This window comes from Variovorax sp. MPBD4-3, from assembly GCF_058809745.1.
In genome coordinates, this window is record NZ_JBXASW010000027.1 from 33,106 (window position 1) to 48,135 (window position 15,030).

Below are 15,030 nucleotides of genomic sequence, written 5' to 3' on the forward strand. Positions count from 1 at the left end.
GCCAACAAAAACACAGTGGGAGCGTCCATGCTGCAAGTCGCCAATCGAAAACTCGCGTCGTTCAGCGACGTGCTCTTCACCGGGCTGGGCCGCGTGCTCGGGTTCTTGCGCCCGGTGGCCCGTGGGCTCGTCGGTTCCTGGCGACCTCCGGGCTGGCTGCGCATCGCGGGCGCATTCCTGCTCTTCGGCCTGCAGTGGCTGCAGCAGCGGCTGGCCTGGGTCGTGTTGCTTCTGCTGCTCGTGCTGGCCGGCTGTATGGCCAGCCCCCATGTGATCAGGTGGTGGCATGGCCTCACGCCCGATCGCGTCGAACCCGTCGTCGCCACCGCGAAGACCGAGCCGCCGCAGCGCACGCAGATCGAGCTCGACAGGGGCCCGAACCCCTTCGCCATTGATTTCTCGGCCTCGGTGGCACCCATTTCGCGCATCGGCCAGGAGGCCACCGGCGTCACCATCGAGCCCGCCATCGCCGGCCGCTGGACGTGGACCAAGCAGAACCGGCTCGAATTCCTGCCTGCGCAAGATTGGCCCATCGGCCAGCCGTACAAGGTGCAGATCACCGACAGCGCACTCGCGCCGCACATCGAGATGGCCTTGCGCAAGTATGAGTTCACCTCGCCCGAATTCACTGCGCAGATCAACGCCGCCGAGTTCTATCAAGACCCGGTGCAGGCCAACGTGCGCCGCGCGCTCTTTCAGGTGCACTTCTCGCACCCCGTGAACACGGCCGAGTTCGAGAAGCGTCTGGTGCTGACCTACGACCAGCCCTGCAGCTCCTCTTTCTTCAGCGTGGGCAAGTGCGCGAGCGAGAAGTTCACGGTCAGCTACGACAAGCTGCGCCTCAACGCCACCCTGCAATCGGAGCCGCTGCCCATTCCCGAGAAGACGCGCCCGGCGATCCTCAGCCTGACCTCCGGTACGGTCGCGCAGAAGGGCGGGCCGGCGCTGCGTGCCGACATGTCCCGCGCGGTCGACATCCCCGGCCTCTTCAGCCTGAGCATCGCCAGCATCGAGCCCACCATCGTCACCGGCGAGAACGGAGAGCCCGAGCACGTGATGCACGTCACCGCCTCCATGCCCGTGCACGAGCGCGAAATGGCGCGCGTGGTGCAAGCCTGGCTGCTGCCCGCGACCGAAGACGCCAAGGGCGAATCCGAAGAAAAGTTCGACTGGTCCGCCGATCCGTCGAAGGTCACCGACGCCGTGCTGCGCCGCGCCAGGAAGATCAACCTGCAGCCCATCGCCAGCGAGCGCGAAGTGACCGAGATGGTCAGCTTCCGCATGCCGCAGGCCGAGGGCGGCCGCTACCTGCTGGTTCGCGTGGCCAAGGGCCTGAAGACGCCCGGCGGCTACCAGCTCGGCGCCGCGCGGCAAGACGTGCGCCTGCTCAAGACCTTCGCGCCCGAACTCACCATCATGAGCCAGGGCTCGCTGCTCGCACTCTCGGGCGAGCGCAAGCTGCCGATCCTGGTGCGCGACCTGCCGGGCATCCGCCTCGAAATCGGCCGCCTGCTGCCGCAGCAGCTGCAGCACCTGGTGACGCAGACCAGCGGCGACTTCGCGCACCCGCAGTTCTACGGCGGCCTGCAGTCGGACAACCTCGTCGACCGCTTCCAGAAGGAAATTCCGCTCAGCATTCCCGCCGGCAAGGCGCACTACGAAACCGTCGACTTCGCCGAGTACCTGCGCAACGACGTGGCCGACCGTCGCGGCGTGTTCCTGCTCAAGGTGCAAGGCTACGACCCCAAGGCGAAGAAGAAGCCCGAGGGCGACGAGCAGCAGGCCCAGCCCGAAGACGAACAGCAACAGGAGGGACAGTCGTCGGACGAAGAAAGCAACACCGAAGGCGGCAGTCCCGAGCAGCAGCTCGACCAGCGCCTCGTGCTCGTCACAGACCTGGGCATCGTCGCCAAGAAGTCGCTCGACGGCACGCGCGACGTGTTCGTGCAGAGCATCGCCAACGGCCAGCCGGTGGCCGGCGCACTGGTCGAGGTGTGGGGCCGCAACGGCATGATCGTCGCGTCGCAGGCCACGGATGCGACGGGCGCCGCCAAGCTGCCCAACCTCGCCGGCTACCAGCGCGAGAAGGCGCCGGTGGTGCTGGTCGTGCGCAAGGACGGCGACCTGAGCTTCTTGCCCTTCAACCGCAACGACCGCACGCTCGACATCTCCCGCTTCGACGTCGGCGGCCTGCGCGCGGCCGGCGTGCCAAACCAGATGACGGCCTACGTCTTCAGCGACCGCGGCATCTACCGCCCCGGCGACACCATGCACATCGCGATGATGGTCAAGGCCGGCAACTGGGGCACCTCGCTGCGCGACCTGCCGCTCGAAGCCGAGATCATCGATGCGCGCGGCCTCGGCGTGCGCCGCGAAAAGCTCAAGCTCGGCCCGGGCGGCGCGGCGGAAATCGCCCACACCACGCAAGACACATCGCCCACCGGCAACTACACCGTCAACCTCTACCTGCCGCGCGAATCGTCGCCCGGCACGCCCGAGGTCGAAGGCCTGCTGATCGGCAGCACCACGGTGAAGGTGCAGGAGTTCCTGCCGGACCGCACCAAGGTCACGGCCAAGCTCAGCAGCGAAATCGCCGAAGGCTGGGTCAGGCCCAAGGACCTGAAGGCGCTCATCGACGTGCAGAACCTCTTCGGCACGCCCGCGCCTGATCGCAAAGTGGAAGGCACGCTCACGCTGAGCCCCGGCTTCCCGGTGTTCCGCGCCTTCACCGACTACGCGTTCTTCGATCCGCAGCGTGCGGCCGACAGGCAGGTCGACGACCTGGGCAGCGTGCAGACCAGCGCCGACGGCAAGGCCGAATTCGACCTGCGGCTGTCGCGCTTCGACGCCGCCACCTACCAGGTGCACGTGCTCGCCAAGGCCTTCGAGCCCGAGGGCGGGCGCAGCGTGTCGGCCGAGGCGCAGACGCTGGTGAGCGACATGCCTTACCTCGTCGGCGTGAAGGTCGACGGCGACGTCGGCTACGTGAGCAAGGGCGCCGCGCGCAACGCCACCGTGATCGCCATCGACCCGCAGGCGAAGAAGACGGCCGTGGCCGACCTGAAGATCGAGCGCGTGGAGCGCAAGGTGCTGTCGGTGCTCATCAAGCAGGACAACGGCTTGTACCGCTACGAGTCGCGCCGCAAGGAAGTGGTGCTCGACGAGAAGCCCTTCGCCATCGCCGCGGCCGGCAACAACGTGGCGCTGGACACCGGCGCGCCCGGCAACTTCGCCTACGTGGTGCGCAATGCCCAGGGGCTGGAGCTCAACCGGGTGGAGTACAGCGTGGCGGGCAATGCCAACGTGTCGCGCTCTCTGGACCGCAACGCCGAGCTGCAGCTCACGCTCGACCGCAAGGACTACGAGCCGGGCCAGGAAATCGCGGTAAGCATCCGCGCGCCGTACGTGGGAGCGGGCCTCATCACCATCGAGCGCGACAAGGTCTACGCCCACGCATGGTTCAAGACCGACAAGACCGCGTCGGTGCAGAAGATCGTGCTGCCCAAGGATTTCGAGGGCACCGGCTACATCAACGTGCACTTCGTGCGCGACCCGGCCTCGGACGAGGTCTACATGAGCCCGCTGTCGTACGGCGTCGTGCCCTTCGCCACCGCGCTGACCAAGCGCACCGCCAACCTGCAGCTCACCAGCAGCGAACTGGTGAAGCCGGGGCAGACCGTGAAGATGAAGCTCACCAGCGACAAGCCCACGCGCGCCGTGGTGTTCGCGGTGGACGAAGGCATCCTGCAGGTGGCGCGCTACAAGACGCCCGACCCGCTGAAGCACTTCTTCCAGAAGCGCGCGCTCGAAGTCGGCACGCTGCAGACGCTCGACCTGATCCTGCCGGAGTTCAAGAAGCTCATGCAGGGCGCCGCACCCGGCGGCGACGGCGAGGGCGAACTCGGCAAGCACCTGAACCCGTTCAAGCGCAAGCGCGACAAACCGGTGGCCTACTGGTCGGGCCTGGTCGACGTGAACGGCAGCCGCGAGTTCAGCTACACCGTGCCCGAGAGCTTCAACGGCAGCCTGCGCGTGATGGCCGTGGCCGTGAACGACGAGACCACCGCCGCCAAGAGCACCCGCACCGTGGTGCGCGGCGACATGGTGATACTGCCGAACGCGCCGCTCGCGATGGCGCCCGGCGATACGGTCGAAGTGGGCGTGGGCCTGGCCAACAACATCCTGGGTTCGGGCAAGGAAGCGCCCATCGCGCTCACGCTCACCGCCTCCGGCGGACTCGAAGTGGTGGGCGACGCCACGCAGACGCTCAAGGTCAACGAACGCGGCGAAGCCAGCACCAAGTTCAACGTGCGCGCCAAGCCGGGCGAACAGGCAGTGCTGGGTTCTTCGGCGCTGGTGTTCACATCGACGCACAAGAACTACAGCGCGCGCCTGTCGACCGAAGTGAGCGTGCGGCCGGCGTCGCCCTTCGTCACGCTGGTGCAGGCCGGCAGCTTCCAGCGCGCGGGCGAGCTGTCGAGCCAGGCTGACCTGTACCCGAACTTCCGACAGAGCGACGTGGCCGTGTCCGCCGCGCCGTGGGCCTTCGCGACCGGCCTCATGCAGTACCTGGAGGCGTACCCGCACGGCTGCACCGAGCAGATCACGAGCCAGACCTTCCCGGCCGTGCTGCTCGCGGGCCGCCCCGAGCTGGTGAAGGAGATGGCGCGTGGCCGCACGGCCGAGCAGGGGCCGATGCCCGAGGCGCGCAAGACCTTCGAGCGTTACCTCGTGCAGCTGCGCGCACGGCAGACGGCCGACGGCGGCTTCTCGCTGTGGCCCGGTGCCGGCACCGATGCCTTCGCCACGCTGTACGCGGTGCACCTGCTGGTCGAGGCCAGGGACCACAAGCTGCCCGTGCCGCAAGACCTGCTGCAGAAGGCCAACGCCTACCTGCAGGGCTGGCTCGGCAGCAGCGACGCATCGCTGGACGGCTGGCGCCAGCGCACGCAGGCGGCGTACCTGCTGACGCGCCAGGGCATCATCGCGCCGGCCGCGCTGGCCAACCTGCGCGAAGCATGGCGCGGCAAGCAGACGCAGGGCTGGAGCGACGACCTCGGCGCTGTCTACCTTGCCGCGAGCTACCAGCTCGTGAAGCAGGAGCAAGTGGCGAACGAGCTGCTGAACCCTGTGTGGGCCGACCTGCTCGCGCGCACGGAGAAGAAACAGCGCCGCAACGTATGGGGTGCCTACTACGACCCGCTGGTGCACGACAGCATGACGCTGCACCTGGTGGGCCGCCACTTCCCGTCGCGCCTGAAGACGCTGAAGCCCGCTGTGTGGGAAGGCATGGCCGCGATGGTGCGCGACGGCTGGTACAACAGCCTGTCGTCGGCGTCGATGCTGCTCGCGGTCGATTCGTACTTCGAGGCCGTGGGGCAGAACGCCGAAGGCAAGCTCACGGCGAGTGCCGTCAACGCGCAGGGCCAGGCCGCCGCGCTCGTGCTGGGCGCGGTGAACCCGATCACGCGCGCGGCGGTGCCGGCCGGCACGGCCAGGCTGAAGCTGTCGAACGACAGCGACTTCAACCTCTACTACAGCTGGGCCGAACAGGGCTTCGAGCGCAACGTGCCCGCCACGGCGGTGAACAAGGGCCTCGAAATCTTCCACGAAGTGCTCGATGGCAAGGGCAACCCGATCACCAAGGCCAGGCTCGGTGAAGAGGTCACGGTAAGGGTGCGCGTGCGCAGCCTGGAGCGCGCGCAGCTCAACGACGTGGCGCTGGTCGACGTGCTGCCCGGCGGCCTCGAGCCGGTGCTGCAGGCCGTGGGCGACGACGACGATGCCAACGCCGACGCGCCCATCTGGAAGAAGCGCCTGGGCGGCGGCGGCTCGTGGAAGGTGCAGTACGCCGACATCCGCGAAGACCGCGTCGTGTTCTACGGCAGCGTCAACAAGGACCTGCTCGAAGTGACCTACAAGGCGCGCGCCACCAACGTGGGCGACTACGTGGTGCCGGCGGCGTACGGCGAGGCGATGTACGACCGGCGCGTGTTCTCGCGCTCGGCCGGTGCGCGCTTCCAGGTGGTCGTCAACTGAGGCAAGGCAGGTCCGCCATGCGCATCGGCATCGCGTCTGCAGGAAGAAGGCTGCGCAAGCCCGCGCTGTGGGCGCTGGCGCTTGTCCTCGTGCTCGCGCTGCTGCGCCTGTGGCCGCACGCGGCGTTGAGCGAGACCGTCGGCAGTTCGCGCGCCGTGTATGCGCAGGGCGGCGAGCTGCTGCGCCTCACGCTCGCGGGCGACGAGCAGTACCGGCTCTGGGTGCCGCTCGATCGCATCTCGCCCACGCTGGTCGACGCGGTGCTGCTGTACGAAGACCGGCGCTTCCATGCGCACCCCGGCGTCAACCCCGCCGCGCTGGCGCGCAGCGCCTGGCGCATTGCCAGCGGCGAACGCAGGCAGGGCGGCTCGACGCTCACGATGCAGCTCGCGCGCCGCGTCTACGGCATCGACAGCCGCACGCCCACAGGCAAGGTCGCGCAGATCTTCGCGGCGCTGTGGCTGGAGGCGCGCTTCAGCAAGCACGACATCCTGGAGGCGTACCTCAACACCGCGCCCTACGGCGGCAACATCGAAGGCGTGCAGGCCGCGAGCCTCATCTACTTCCGCAAGGACGCCGCCAAGCTGAGCCTGCCCGAGGCGCTGACGCTTGCCGTGATTCCGCAGAACCCCGTCAAGCGCATTGCCGAGCGCGGGCGCAATGCCGAGCTGCAATCGGCGCGCGAACGCCTGTGGGCGCTGTGGGCCGAGCGCGACCCGGCCGCGAAGCAGCACGCGCCCGATGCGCAGCTCGCGCTGTCGGCGCAGTCGCGCGGCAGCCTGCCCTTTCTTGCGCCGCACGCCACCGACATGCTGCTCGCGCAGGAGCGCGGCGTGCAGGAAGTGCGCACCACCATCGACCTGCGCATGCAGGCCACGCTCGAACGCGTGATGGGCCAGTACCTGCGCACGCATGCCGACGTGGGCATGACGAACGCGAGCGCGTTGCTGCTCGACGCCTCGACCATGCAGGTGCGCGCGATGATCGGCTCGGCCGACTTCCGCAACGACGCCATCTCGGGGCAGGTCAATGGCGTGCTGGCCAAGCGCTCGCCGGGCTCCACGCTCAAGCCCTTCATCTACGCGCTGGCGCTCGACCAGGGGCTGCTGCATCCGAAGACGATGCTGAAGGACGCGCCGACTTCCTTCGGCCCCTACACGCCTGAGAACTTCGACCACCGCTTCGCCGGCCCGCTGCCGGCGCAGGAGGCGCTGATCCGCAGCCGCAACGTGCCCGCGGTCGCCGTGGCCGCGAAGCTCTCGAAGCCGGGGCTCTACGACTTCATGCGGCTCGCGGGCGTGCAGAAGCTGCAGAGCGAATCGCACTACGGCCTCGCGCTGGTGCTGGGCGGTGGCGAGGTCACGCCCGAGGAACTGGCGGGCATGTACGCGACGCTGGCCAACGGCGGCATCTCGCAGCCCATTCGCTACACGCAGCCCGCGCCCGACGAGCGGCCCGTGCAGCCGCTGCGCCTGCTGAGCGAGGAGGCTTCCTTCATCACGCTCGACATGCTGCGCCACACGCCGCGCCCCGACACCACGCTGCCCGCGCGCCCCGCCATCGCGTGGAAGACGGGCACGTCCTGGGGCTTTCGCGACGCGTGGACGGCCGGCGTGTTCGGCCGGCATGTGCTGGTGGTGTGGGTGGGCAACTTCGACGGGACCAGCAACCCCGCGCTGGTGGGCGTCGATGCGGCCGCGCCGCTGTTCCTGCGCATGGTCGATGCGCTGCGCGCCCAGCGGCTCGACCCCGGCGAGGTCGCGTCGCGCCAGCCGCCCGACTTGCGCCAGGTCGAAGTCTGCGCGGCGACGGGTGGCCTGCCCGACGCGCTGTGCCCCGTGCGCACCATGACATGGTTCATCGCCGGCAAGTCGCCCATCCAGGTCAGCAACCTGCACCGCGCGGTATGGGTCGACGAGACCACCGGCAAGGTGGTCTGCGGCCCGCAGCCCAATGCCCGCCAGCAGGTGGTGGAGCAATGGGGCAGCGACATGCGCCGCCTGTTCCGCCAGGCCGGCCTGCCGCGCGCGAGCGCACCGGCCGATGGCTGCGAGAAAGACGGCGGCGCACCGGAAAGCGCACCGCTCATCACCTCGCCCCTGCGCGGCGTGCGCCACACGCTGCGCGCGAACAAGCCCGAACCGCTGGTGCTGCGCGCCGAAGCCGCGGCAGGCACGCAGGCGATCTACTGGTTTGCCGACGACGCGCTCATCGGCCGCGCCGCGCCCGGCGAAGGCATCACGTGGATGCCCGACCTCGCGGCCTCGGGCCGGCGCTACGTGCTGCGCGCGGTCGACGACCAGGGGCGTGCCGAGTCGCGCGAGGTGACGGTCGACATCGCACCTTGAAGGGATGTCATGGCGGCGTCATGCCCCCTCGGCATGGTCACGCGTTTTCGACTTGGACACTCTCCTGCTCATGACACGTCTCGCCTCCCTGTCCTTCGTTGCCCTGGCCGCCGCTCTCGCATGCGGCGCCGCGGCTGCGCAGACCGCCTTCCCCGCCACGCTCGCCGGCCACGCCGTGCTGCCCGCGCAGAGCTTCGTTGCCACGCCCAAGGACGCACCGGCCGACCTGCAGGTCAGCGGCAAGTTCACGACGGCCAGGCGTGTCGAGGCCGTGGGCAGCGTCGAAGGCCTGTCGGCCGGACGCCCCACCGGCGTGTCGCTGCCCTTCAAGGGCCAGCCGCTGCAAGGCCACTCGGGCATCAAGAAGATGGACGACGGCACCTTCTGGATCCTTACCGACAACGGCGCCGGCGCCAAGGCCAACTCGCCCGACTTCATGCTCTACCTGAACCACTACAAGGTGGACTTCAAGAGCGGCAAGTTCAATCACCTGGACACCATCTTCCTGCACGACCCCGACAAGAAGGTGCCTTTCCGCATCGTGCACGAAGGCACCAGGCAGCGCTACCTGACGGGCTCCGACTTCGACCCCGAGAGCTTCCAGTTCGCCGGCGGCGCGCTGTGGATCGGCGAGGAGTTCGGCCCCTTCCTCATCAAGGCCGACCTGAAGGGCAAGGTGCTCGCGGTGTACGATACGCTGGTCGACGGCAAGGCCGTGCGCTCGCCCGACCATCCGGCCGTGACCACGCCGGGCGCGCCGGGTGGCGCGGTCGAGTTCCAGGTCAAGCGCTCCAAGGGCTTCGAGGGCATGGCCTCGTCGAAGGACGGCAGCAAGCTCTACGCGCTGCTCGAAGGCCCGGTGTGGAACGCCGAGGCCAAGGACTACGAGAAGGTCGACGGCAAGGAAGCGCTGCGCGTGCTCGAGTTCGACGTGGCCACCGAGAAGTGGACCGGCCGCCACTGGCAATACGTGCTCGAAGCCAACGGCAACGCCATCGGCGACTTCAACATGATCGACGGCAAGGCGGGAGATGGCACGAGTGCCATGGGCCTCATCATCGAACGCGACAACGGCGAAGGCACCAGCGACAAGGCCTGCCCCGAAGGCCAGAAGCGCACCGACTGCTTCCACGACATCGCCAAGTTCAAGCGCGTCTACAAGGTCGAGCTGAACGATGCGAACATGGGCGGCCCCGTGCGCAAGATCGGCTACATCGACCTGCTGAACATTGCCGACCCGAACAAGCTCGCACGCAAGCCGCTGAACGACGGCGTGCTGAAGTTCCCGTTCTTCACGATCGAGAACGTCGACGTGGTCGATGCCACGCACATCGTGGTCGGCAACGACAACAACCTGCCCTTCTCCAGCAGCCGCGAGCCCAACAAGGCCGACGACAACGAACTGGTGCTGCTCGAAGCCGGCGCGCTGCTGCAGGCGAAGTAAGCAGGAGGCCGGCGCCTCAGAACGCGATATCCGCGACGATCCGCGCCACCTGCCGCTCGACCAGGTGGTGCTCCGCCGCCAGCGCGCGCACCGACTTGCCGGTGCTGAAGTCCGTGCGGATGCGCTCGTTGCGGATCGCGTCGAAAGCGCGCTGCGCCTTCGGCAGCACGAAGCGCAGGCCGGTGCCGTCGATGGCGTACTCCGCGCTCAGCGCGCGCAGCTTGTCGAAGCCGATCAGGCTCGCGAGCGGATGGTCCGGCGCCGGGTCGGCCGGAATGTAGATCCGCAAGCCGCCGTAGCGCTCGATCAGCCGCAGCGTGGCGGGCAGTCCGATCAGCCGCACGAACTCCCGCAGCCGCGGCGGCAGGAGCTCGCTGGCCAGCGCGGTGGCGGCTTGCCGCAGGCCCGCGCTGCTTCGTGCCGGTGCCGACGATGATGAAAACGGCGTGATGCCGATGAGTTCATGCGTGCTCATGCAGCGGCCACGTCCAGGTTGATGGGCGTGTACTCGCCCGTGGTGTCGTCGCGCTCGTAGAAGCGTATGTACGGCTTGGTGCTCGCGACCTCCATGCTGTCGCCGATCGCCTTCATGGCCTGCTGCCATTTCTCGTCGGCGATGTCGTGGCGGCGCAGGCCGAGCACGCGGGCGGTGCTGATCTTGCCCTGCTGGTCGACCTGGAAGGCGTCGTTCACCAGCACCTTGATGTTCGCGTTGCTGCCCTTGCTCCAGCCCTGGATGCACTCGTCGATCAGCGCCTTGGCGGCCTGCAGGCGCTCGTCGAAGACCACGGTGTCCTGCATGCGGCGCTCGACCTTGTGCTTGCCGTCGAAGCTCAGCAGCGTGACGTTGCCCTTCTTGCCGCCCTTCTTCACGTCGTAGGCCGCCAGGCTGCGCTCGATGAACTCGTGCACCGCGTTCATGGCCGAGAGCTTGAACCCGATCAACGCCGCGCTCTGGCGGCGCGCCTGCTCGCAAAGTTCGCTGACGACGGCATGGCGGTCCTTGTCGATCGGCTTGATCTTCGACACCGGGATCAGCGCGTCGTTGGCGTCTTTCCAGTAACCGGGGTGGTGTGCGATGGCTTCTTGCATGGTGTGTCCTCTCAGGAGTTGACGGTGTCGGTGGCGTTGTTCTTGTCGGAAAGCGATAGCTGCCCCAGCAGCGCGGGCATCGACACCCGGCGCATGCGGCTCTCGATCAGCAGGCCGGAGACGGCGCGGCTGCGCAGGTAGCGGCAGGTCTCGTCGAGCTCGGCCGGGCTTGCGGCCATGAAGTAGCCGGTGTCGGGTTTGCCGCAGATCTGCTCGCCCTGCAGCCGCAGCGCCGAGACGAACTCGCGCACGCGGCGCTCCAGTGCCGGCGCGGGCGCGGCCTGGCCGGTGATGCGTGCGACCAGGTCGCGCACATGGATACCGTTGTCGCGTCCCGGCCGGGTGCGCAGTTCGGCGAGCACCTGCGCGGCGTTGATGGAAGCCGTAGCGGTGCTCATCGCGAAGTCCCCCAGTAAACGGAGCGCCGGCCGAGCAGCAGGCTCGGGATGCGGGCGAAGTCCATTGCGCCTGGCCGCACGACCGTGAAGGCGGCGGGTTCGTACACGCTGGTGTCGAGCCGCAGCACCCGTCGCGCCGTTGCGATGCGCCCGGCCCGCATGCGTTCGAGTTCCAGCGCGGACGCCGCCTCGTGCGTTTCGAGGTGCGTGGCGATGGCGCACCGCGCGTCGGCTGCCTGTTCGTTGTCGGGTTTTGTCGTGCTCATGCTGCGGTCTCCTCGTTCGTCGCCGGTTCGCCGAAGGTGTCGAGCACGCGGCGGGCGATGCGGTCGGTGCGCGCCTTGCCGGCGCCGTATTTGCCGCTGGCGTTGAGCACCTGGCTCACCGCCGCTGGGCTGATGTGCAGCTGCGCGGCCACTTCGGAGCGTGAACGTCCGTCGCAGGCTTGCCGCAGCAAGGCGAACCACGCCTCTTGCATGTAGGGGGGCGGCATTCCGGTCATCGGGCCTCCCCGCGCGGTGCCGGCGGCGTGGCGCCGATATCGCGCAACAGGGTGTAGCGCTTCAGGCCATCGACGCGCCGGGCGTCCATGCGCACGGCCTGCGGGCATTGCCGCGACCATGACAGCATGAGCGCGCCCGCCTGGCGGCGGCCCAGCGCGATGTCTTCGTCGGCCTGCGCATCGGTCAGCAGCAGGGCCGCGGCTTCGTCGGCCGTCAGCGCGCGGCGGATGCGCAGCAGGTTCCACAGGCGGGTGGCGAACGGGTCCGCGTCACGGACCTGCGCGTCTGGCGCGGTTTCGGGAGCGGCGGTCTCGCCCTGTGCCGCTTCGGCGCGGCGGTCCGCCAGCGCCATCAGCGCCGTGGCGACGAACCATTCGGAGGTCGTGTCTTCCATCACGCGCCTCCTGTCTGGCGCGCGCGGCCTTCGGTTTTGACAAAGCGTTTTCTCACAGTACATTCCTCCTCGCTCGTGGCACTGCTCAGTTCACTGGCACGCCCGATGAAGGCTGCAACCTTCGTCGGGCACTCTTCAAACATCTGCCTTCGCGTCCCGCCCGGGACGCTCCAGCCGCTTCGGATTGCGCGTCAGCGCGAGGCCCCGATGCGCGGGCCACAACCCACCGACAGTTCAAAACCCGCTCGGATATGCGCGAATCCGTGTTCTCCATCCAACTTGGACGGGTTGGTTTTGCTCGGATCGAGCGTTTCTTTAACCCGAATGGGGTGCTAAATCATCAGAATATGTTGTTTTGTGTCAACGGAGCTGATTATGCACACAAATCAGGTTTTCACAATCAAGAGAAACATGAAAATCAACATTTACATGTTTTCAGACACCAGATGGGTTGAAAAAATACCTTGACGTGTCTAGGATGTGCGCGTTCGCACAAACCAAAGTTATCGTGAAGCCGCAAATCAACACTCCACCCGACGACGACCAGGTGAAGGCTCGCGTCGGCGAGCTGGCTCTCGCGCAAGGCGCGCGGGTTCGCGATCTGCGCAAGCAGAAGGGCCTCACCATCGACGACCTCGCCCAGCGCAGCGGCCTGCACTTCAATACCGTGGGCCGTATCGAGCGGGGCGTGAGCGATGCCAGCCTCGAGCAGCTGTACGTGATGGCGCTGGCGCTGGGCGTCGACCCGTCAGAGCTCAACCCGTTCCAGCCGGCCAACCCGCCCAGCCAGCTGTCGAGCGGGCTGGACGACGAGGTCTTCGTGCTGGTCGAACTGCTCGACGTGCGTGTGAGCGCCGGCAGCGGCGCCATCAACGGTTCGCAGGAGCACATGGGCCGCTTCGCGTTCAGCCGCTCGTGGATGGCGCGCAAGGGCGTGAAGCCGGTGCATGCGCGCATCGTCCATGCGCGCGGCGATTCGATGGCCGACAAGATCAACAACGGCGACATCCTGCTGGTCGACACCGCCACCAAGTCGCTCGACCAGGACGGCGTGTACGTCATCCAGCTCGACGGACACGACTACGTGAAGGTGCTGCAGCGCGACTTCTCCACCGGCGGGCTGCAGATCATCAGCTACAACCCCGCGTACAAGCCGCAGGTGCTGAGTGCCGAGCAGGCCGCGGAACTGCACATCAGCGGCCGCGTCGTCTGGCACGGCGGCGAAATCTGACGCGCCGGCGGAAATGAAGAAAGGGGCCGGCTCATGTCGGCCTCAGTCGTTTGACCCCTTCGCCCGACCATTCGGGTCATGGGCAACGACATCTCTCGAACACTCTTCAAGCGGCGGCAAACACGCCAGCGCGGCCAGGCGCCGCGCCAACTGCTGGCCGCGCTCGCACTGAGCGCGGCGGGGCTGATCGGCATCGTCGCGCGCGAGGGCTACAGCGACAAGGCCTACCCCGACCCGGTGCACGGCACGGCCGTGCCCACCATCGGCTTCGGCACGACCGGCGGCGTGCGCATGGGCGACACCACCACGCCCGTGCCCGCGCTGCAGCGCGCGTTGCGCGACGTGCAGACCTACGAGGGCGAGCTCAAGCAATGCGTGAAGGTGCCGCTGCACCAGTACGAGTACGACGCGTATGTGAGCCTCGCCTACAACATCGGCGCCTTCAACTTCTGCACCGGCGGCCGGAAAGGCCGCACCTCGGTGCTCGTGCAGCGCCTCAACGCGGGTGACTACGCGGGCGCATGCAACGCCATCCTGGGCTGGAAGTACGTGGGCAAGACCGACTGCTCGGCGCCCGGCAACCGGACCTGCGCGGGCATCTGGAAAGACCGCCTCAGGCTGCATGCGCAATGCATGGGGAGCGACGCGCCATGAGCTTCTTAGCCAGGGCCTGGGCGGGCCTCGTTGCAGGCGCAGTTGCGGCGTTGCTGCTCGCCGCCTGCGCTTTCGCGATCCATGGTGCCGGCCGCATGCAGGAGCGCGCTGCCTGGCAGCAGAAGGAAGCGCAGCGCGCCACGCAGCTCGCGAAAGACCTGCAGGCCGAGTACGAGCGCGGACGTGCCGCCTCGGCGAAGTACCAGCTAGGCGCGAGCGCCCTGCAGGCCAGCTACCTCTCTCTCGAAGGCCCGACCCATGAACTACGCCAGCGCGTTTCGCTTGTGCTTCCTCCCGCCGTTCCTGATCGCCGCGCGCGGCAGCCTTCCTGCGCAGCGCCTGCCGCAGCGCCTGAACCGCATGCCGATGCCGCGCCACCTGCCGATGGCCCTCATCGCCTCAGCCTTGCTGCTGTCTGGATGTGGAACAGCGCCCTCGCGGGCACCGACGTACCCGCGGGCACCTGCGGACTTGCTGACACCTCCGTCGAAGCCTGTGCTGCTGATTCCGGCCTCACCGTCGACGACGCCTGGACCAACCACGACATCAATGCCCGCTCATGCGCGGCGGACCGGCTCCGGTACCGCGCGCTGATCGAGTTCCTTACAGAAAGACCCGCCCCATGAGCGAAACCCACGCACGCACGCAGGAGCTGTTGCTGCTCGGCCAGATCCACGGCCTGGTGCAGGCCCTGAAGGACGGACAAGACCGGCAGAACCGCCGCATGGACGGCTTCGACACGCGCTTCGACGCGCTCGACGGACGGCTGCGCACGGTCGAGCAACGCGCCGCCGTTTTCGGCGCCGCATCGGGCGGCGCGATGGCCATCGGCACGGCGCTGCTCGCGGAGGCAATCAAGCAGTGGTTCCGCAATGGGCCCGGCGGCAACTGACGGACCACGGATGCACGGGGACGGCGAATGTCGGC

The 15,030-nt window shown here is 68.0% G+C and carries 13 protein-coding genes; 7 read left to right on the forward strand and 6 right to left on the reverse strand.

The features are described 5' to 3' along the window. Positions 1–27: 27 nt before the first annotated feature. From AC1RVW_RS17050 to AC1RVW_RS17060, 3 genes are all read left to right on the forward strand, one after another. Entirely contained in the window at positions 28–6,039 is a 6,012-nt protein-coding gene (locus AC1RVW_RS17050) for an alpha-2-macroglobulin family protein (RefSeq protein WP_493201273.1), read from the forward strand. Between the two features lie 17 nt (positions 6,040–6,056). Then, positions 6,057–8,387 carry a penicillin-binding protein 1C gene (gene pbpC / locus AC1RVW_RS17055; RefSeq protein WP_493201275.1) on the forward strand — a complete coding sequence of 777 codons (2,331 nt, stop codon included), beginning with the start codon at positions 6,057–6,059 and terminating at the stop codon, positions 8,385–8,387. Positions 8,388–8,457: 70 nt separating this feature from the next. Further along, positions 8,458–9,831: an esterase-like activity of phytase family protein gene (locus AC1RVW_RS17060; protein WP_493201277.1), complete on the forward strand. Its 1,374-nt coding sequence runs from the start codon at positions 8,458–8,460 to the stop codon at positions 9,829–9,831. A gap of 16 nt (positions 9,832–9,847) precedes the next feature. Here AC1RVW_RS17060 and AC1RVW_RS17065 read toward each other — a convergent pair whose 3' ends face one another. From AC1RVW_RS17065 to AC1RVW_RS17090, 6 genes are read right to left on the reverse strand one after another with little or no spacing between them, the layout of a single operon-like run. Continuing rightward, positions 9,848–10,306 carry a Mor transcription activator family protein gene (locus AC1RVW_RS17065; protein ID WP_493201279.1) on the reverse strand — a complete coding sequence of 153 codons (459 nt, stop codon included), beginning with the start codon at positions 10,304–10,306 and terminating at the stop codon, positions 9,848–9,850. After that, the gene (locus AC1RVW_RS17070) at positions 10,303–10,923 is read right to left on the reverse strand and encodes a DUF3164 family protein (protein ID WP_493201281.1); all 621 of its coding nucleotides are present in this window, start codon (positions 10,921–10,923) and stop codon (positions 10,303–10,305) included. Before AC1RVW_RS17070 ends, AC1RVW_RS17065 begins: the two co-directional genes overlap by 4 nt. Positions 10,924–10,934: 11 nt before the next feature. Beyond that, entirely contained in the window at positions 10,935–11,321 is a 387-nt protein-coding gene (locus AC1RVW_RS17075) for a hypothetical protein (protein ID WP_493201283.1), read from the reverse strand. After that, positions 11,318–11,587 carry a hypothetical protein gene (locus tag AC1RVW_RS17080; RefSeq protein WP_493201285.1) on the reverse strand — a complete coding sequence of 90 codons (270 nt, stop codon included), beginning with the start codon at positions 11,585–11,587 and terminating at the stop codon, positions 11,318–11,320. The genes AC1RVW_RS17075 and AC1RVW_RS17080 overlap by 4 nt, the downstream gene beginning before the upstream one ends. After that, on the reverse strand, positions 11,584–11,814 hold the full coding sequence (locus AC1RVW_RS17085) for a hypothetical protein (protein WP_493201286.1): 231 nt from the start codon (positions 11,812–11,814) through the stop codon (positions 11,584–11,586). Before AC1RVW_RS17085 ends, AC1RVW_RS17080 begins: the two co-directional genes overlap by 4 nt. 5 nt (positions 11,815–11,819) lie before the next feature. Then, positions 11,820–12,218, reverse strand: coding sequence for a hypothetical protein (locus AC1RVW_RS17090; RefSeq protein ID WP_493201288.1), 399 nt, complete (start codon positions 12,216–12,218; stop codon positions 11,820–11,822). Positions 12,219–12,726: 508 nt separating this feature from the next. Here AC1RVW_RS17090 and AC1RVW_RS17095 point away from each other — a divergent pair. The 4 genes from AC1RVW_RS17095 to AC1RVW_RS17110 all read left to right on the forward strand — a co-directional run bounded on the left by AC1RVW_RS17095 (position 12,727) and on the right by AC1RVW_RS17110 (position 14,995). Further along, entirely contained in the window at positions 12,727–13,449 is a 723-nt protein-coding gene (locus AC1RVW_RS17095; RefSeq protein WP_422084311.1) for an XRE family transcriptional regulator, read from the forward strand. A gap of 78 nt (positions 13,450–13,527) precedes the next feature. Further along, positions 13,528–14,103: a lysozyme gene (locus AC1RVW_RS17100; protein WP_493201290.1), complete on the forward strand. Its 576-nt coding sequence runs from the start codon at positions 13,528–13,530 to the stop codon at positions 14,101–14,103. After that, on the forward strand, positions 14,100–14,729 hold the full coding sequence (locus tag AC1RVW_RS17105; protein WP_493201292.1) for a hypothetical protein: 630 nt from the start codon (positions 14,100–14,102) through the stop codon (positions 14,727–14,729). Before AC1RVW_RS17100 ends, AC1RVW_RS17105 begins: the two co-directional genes overlap by 4 nt. After that, positions 14,726–14,995 carry a hypothetical protein gene (locus tag AC1RVW_RS17110; protein WP_493201293.1) on the forward strand — a complete coding sequence of 90 codons (270 nt, stop codon included), beginning with the start codon at positions 14,726–14,728 and terminating at the stop codon, positions 14,993–14,995. The genes AC1RVW_RS17105 and AC1RVW_RS17110 overlap by 4 nt, the downstream gene beginning before the upstream one ends. Positions 14,996–15,030: the final 35 nt, after the last annotated feature.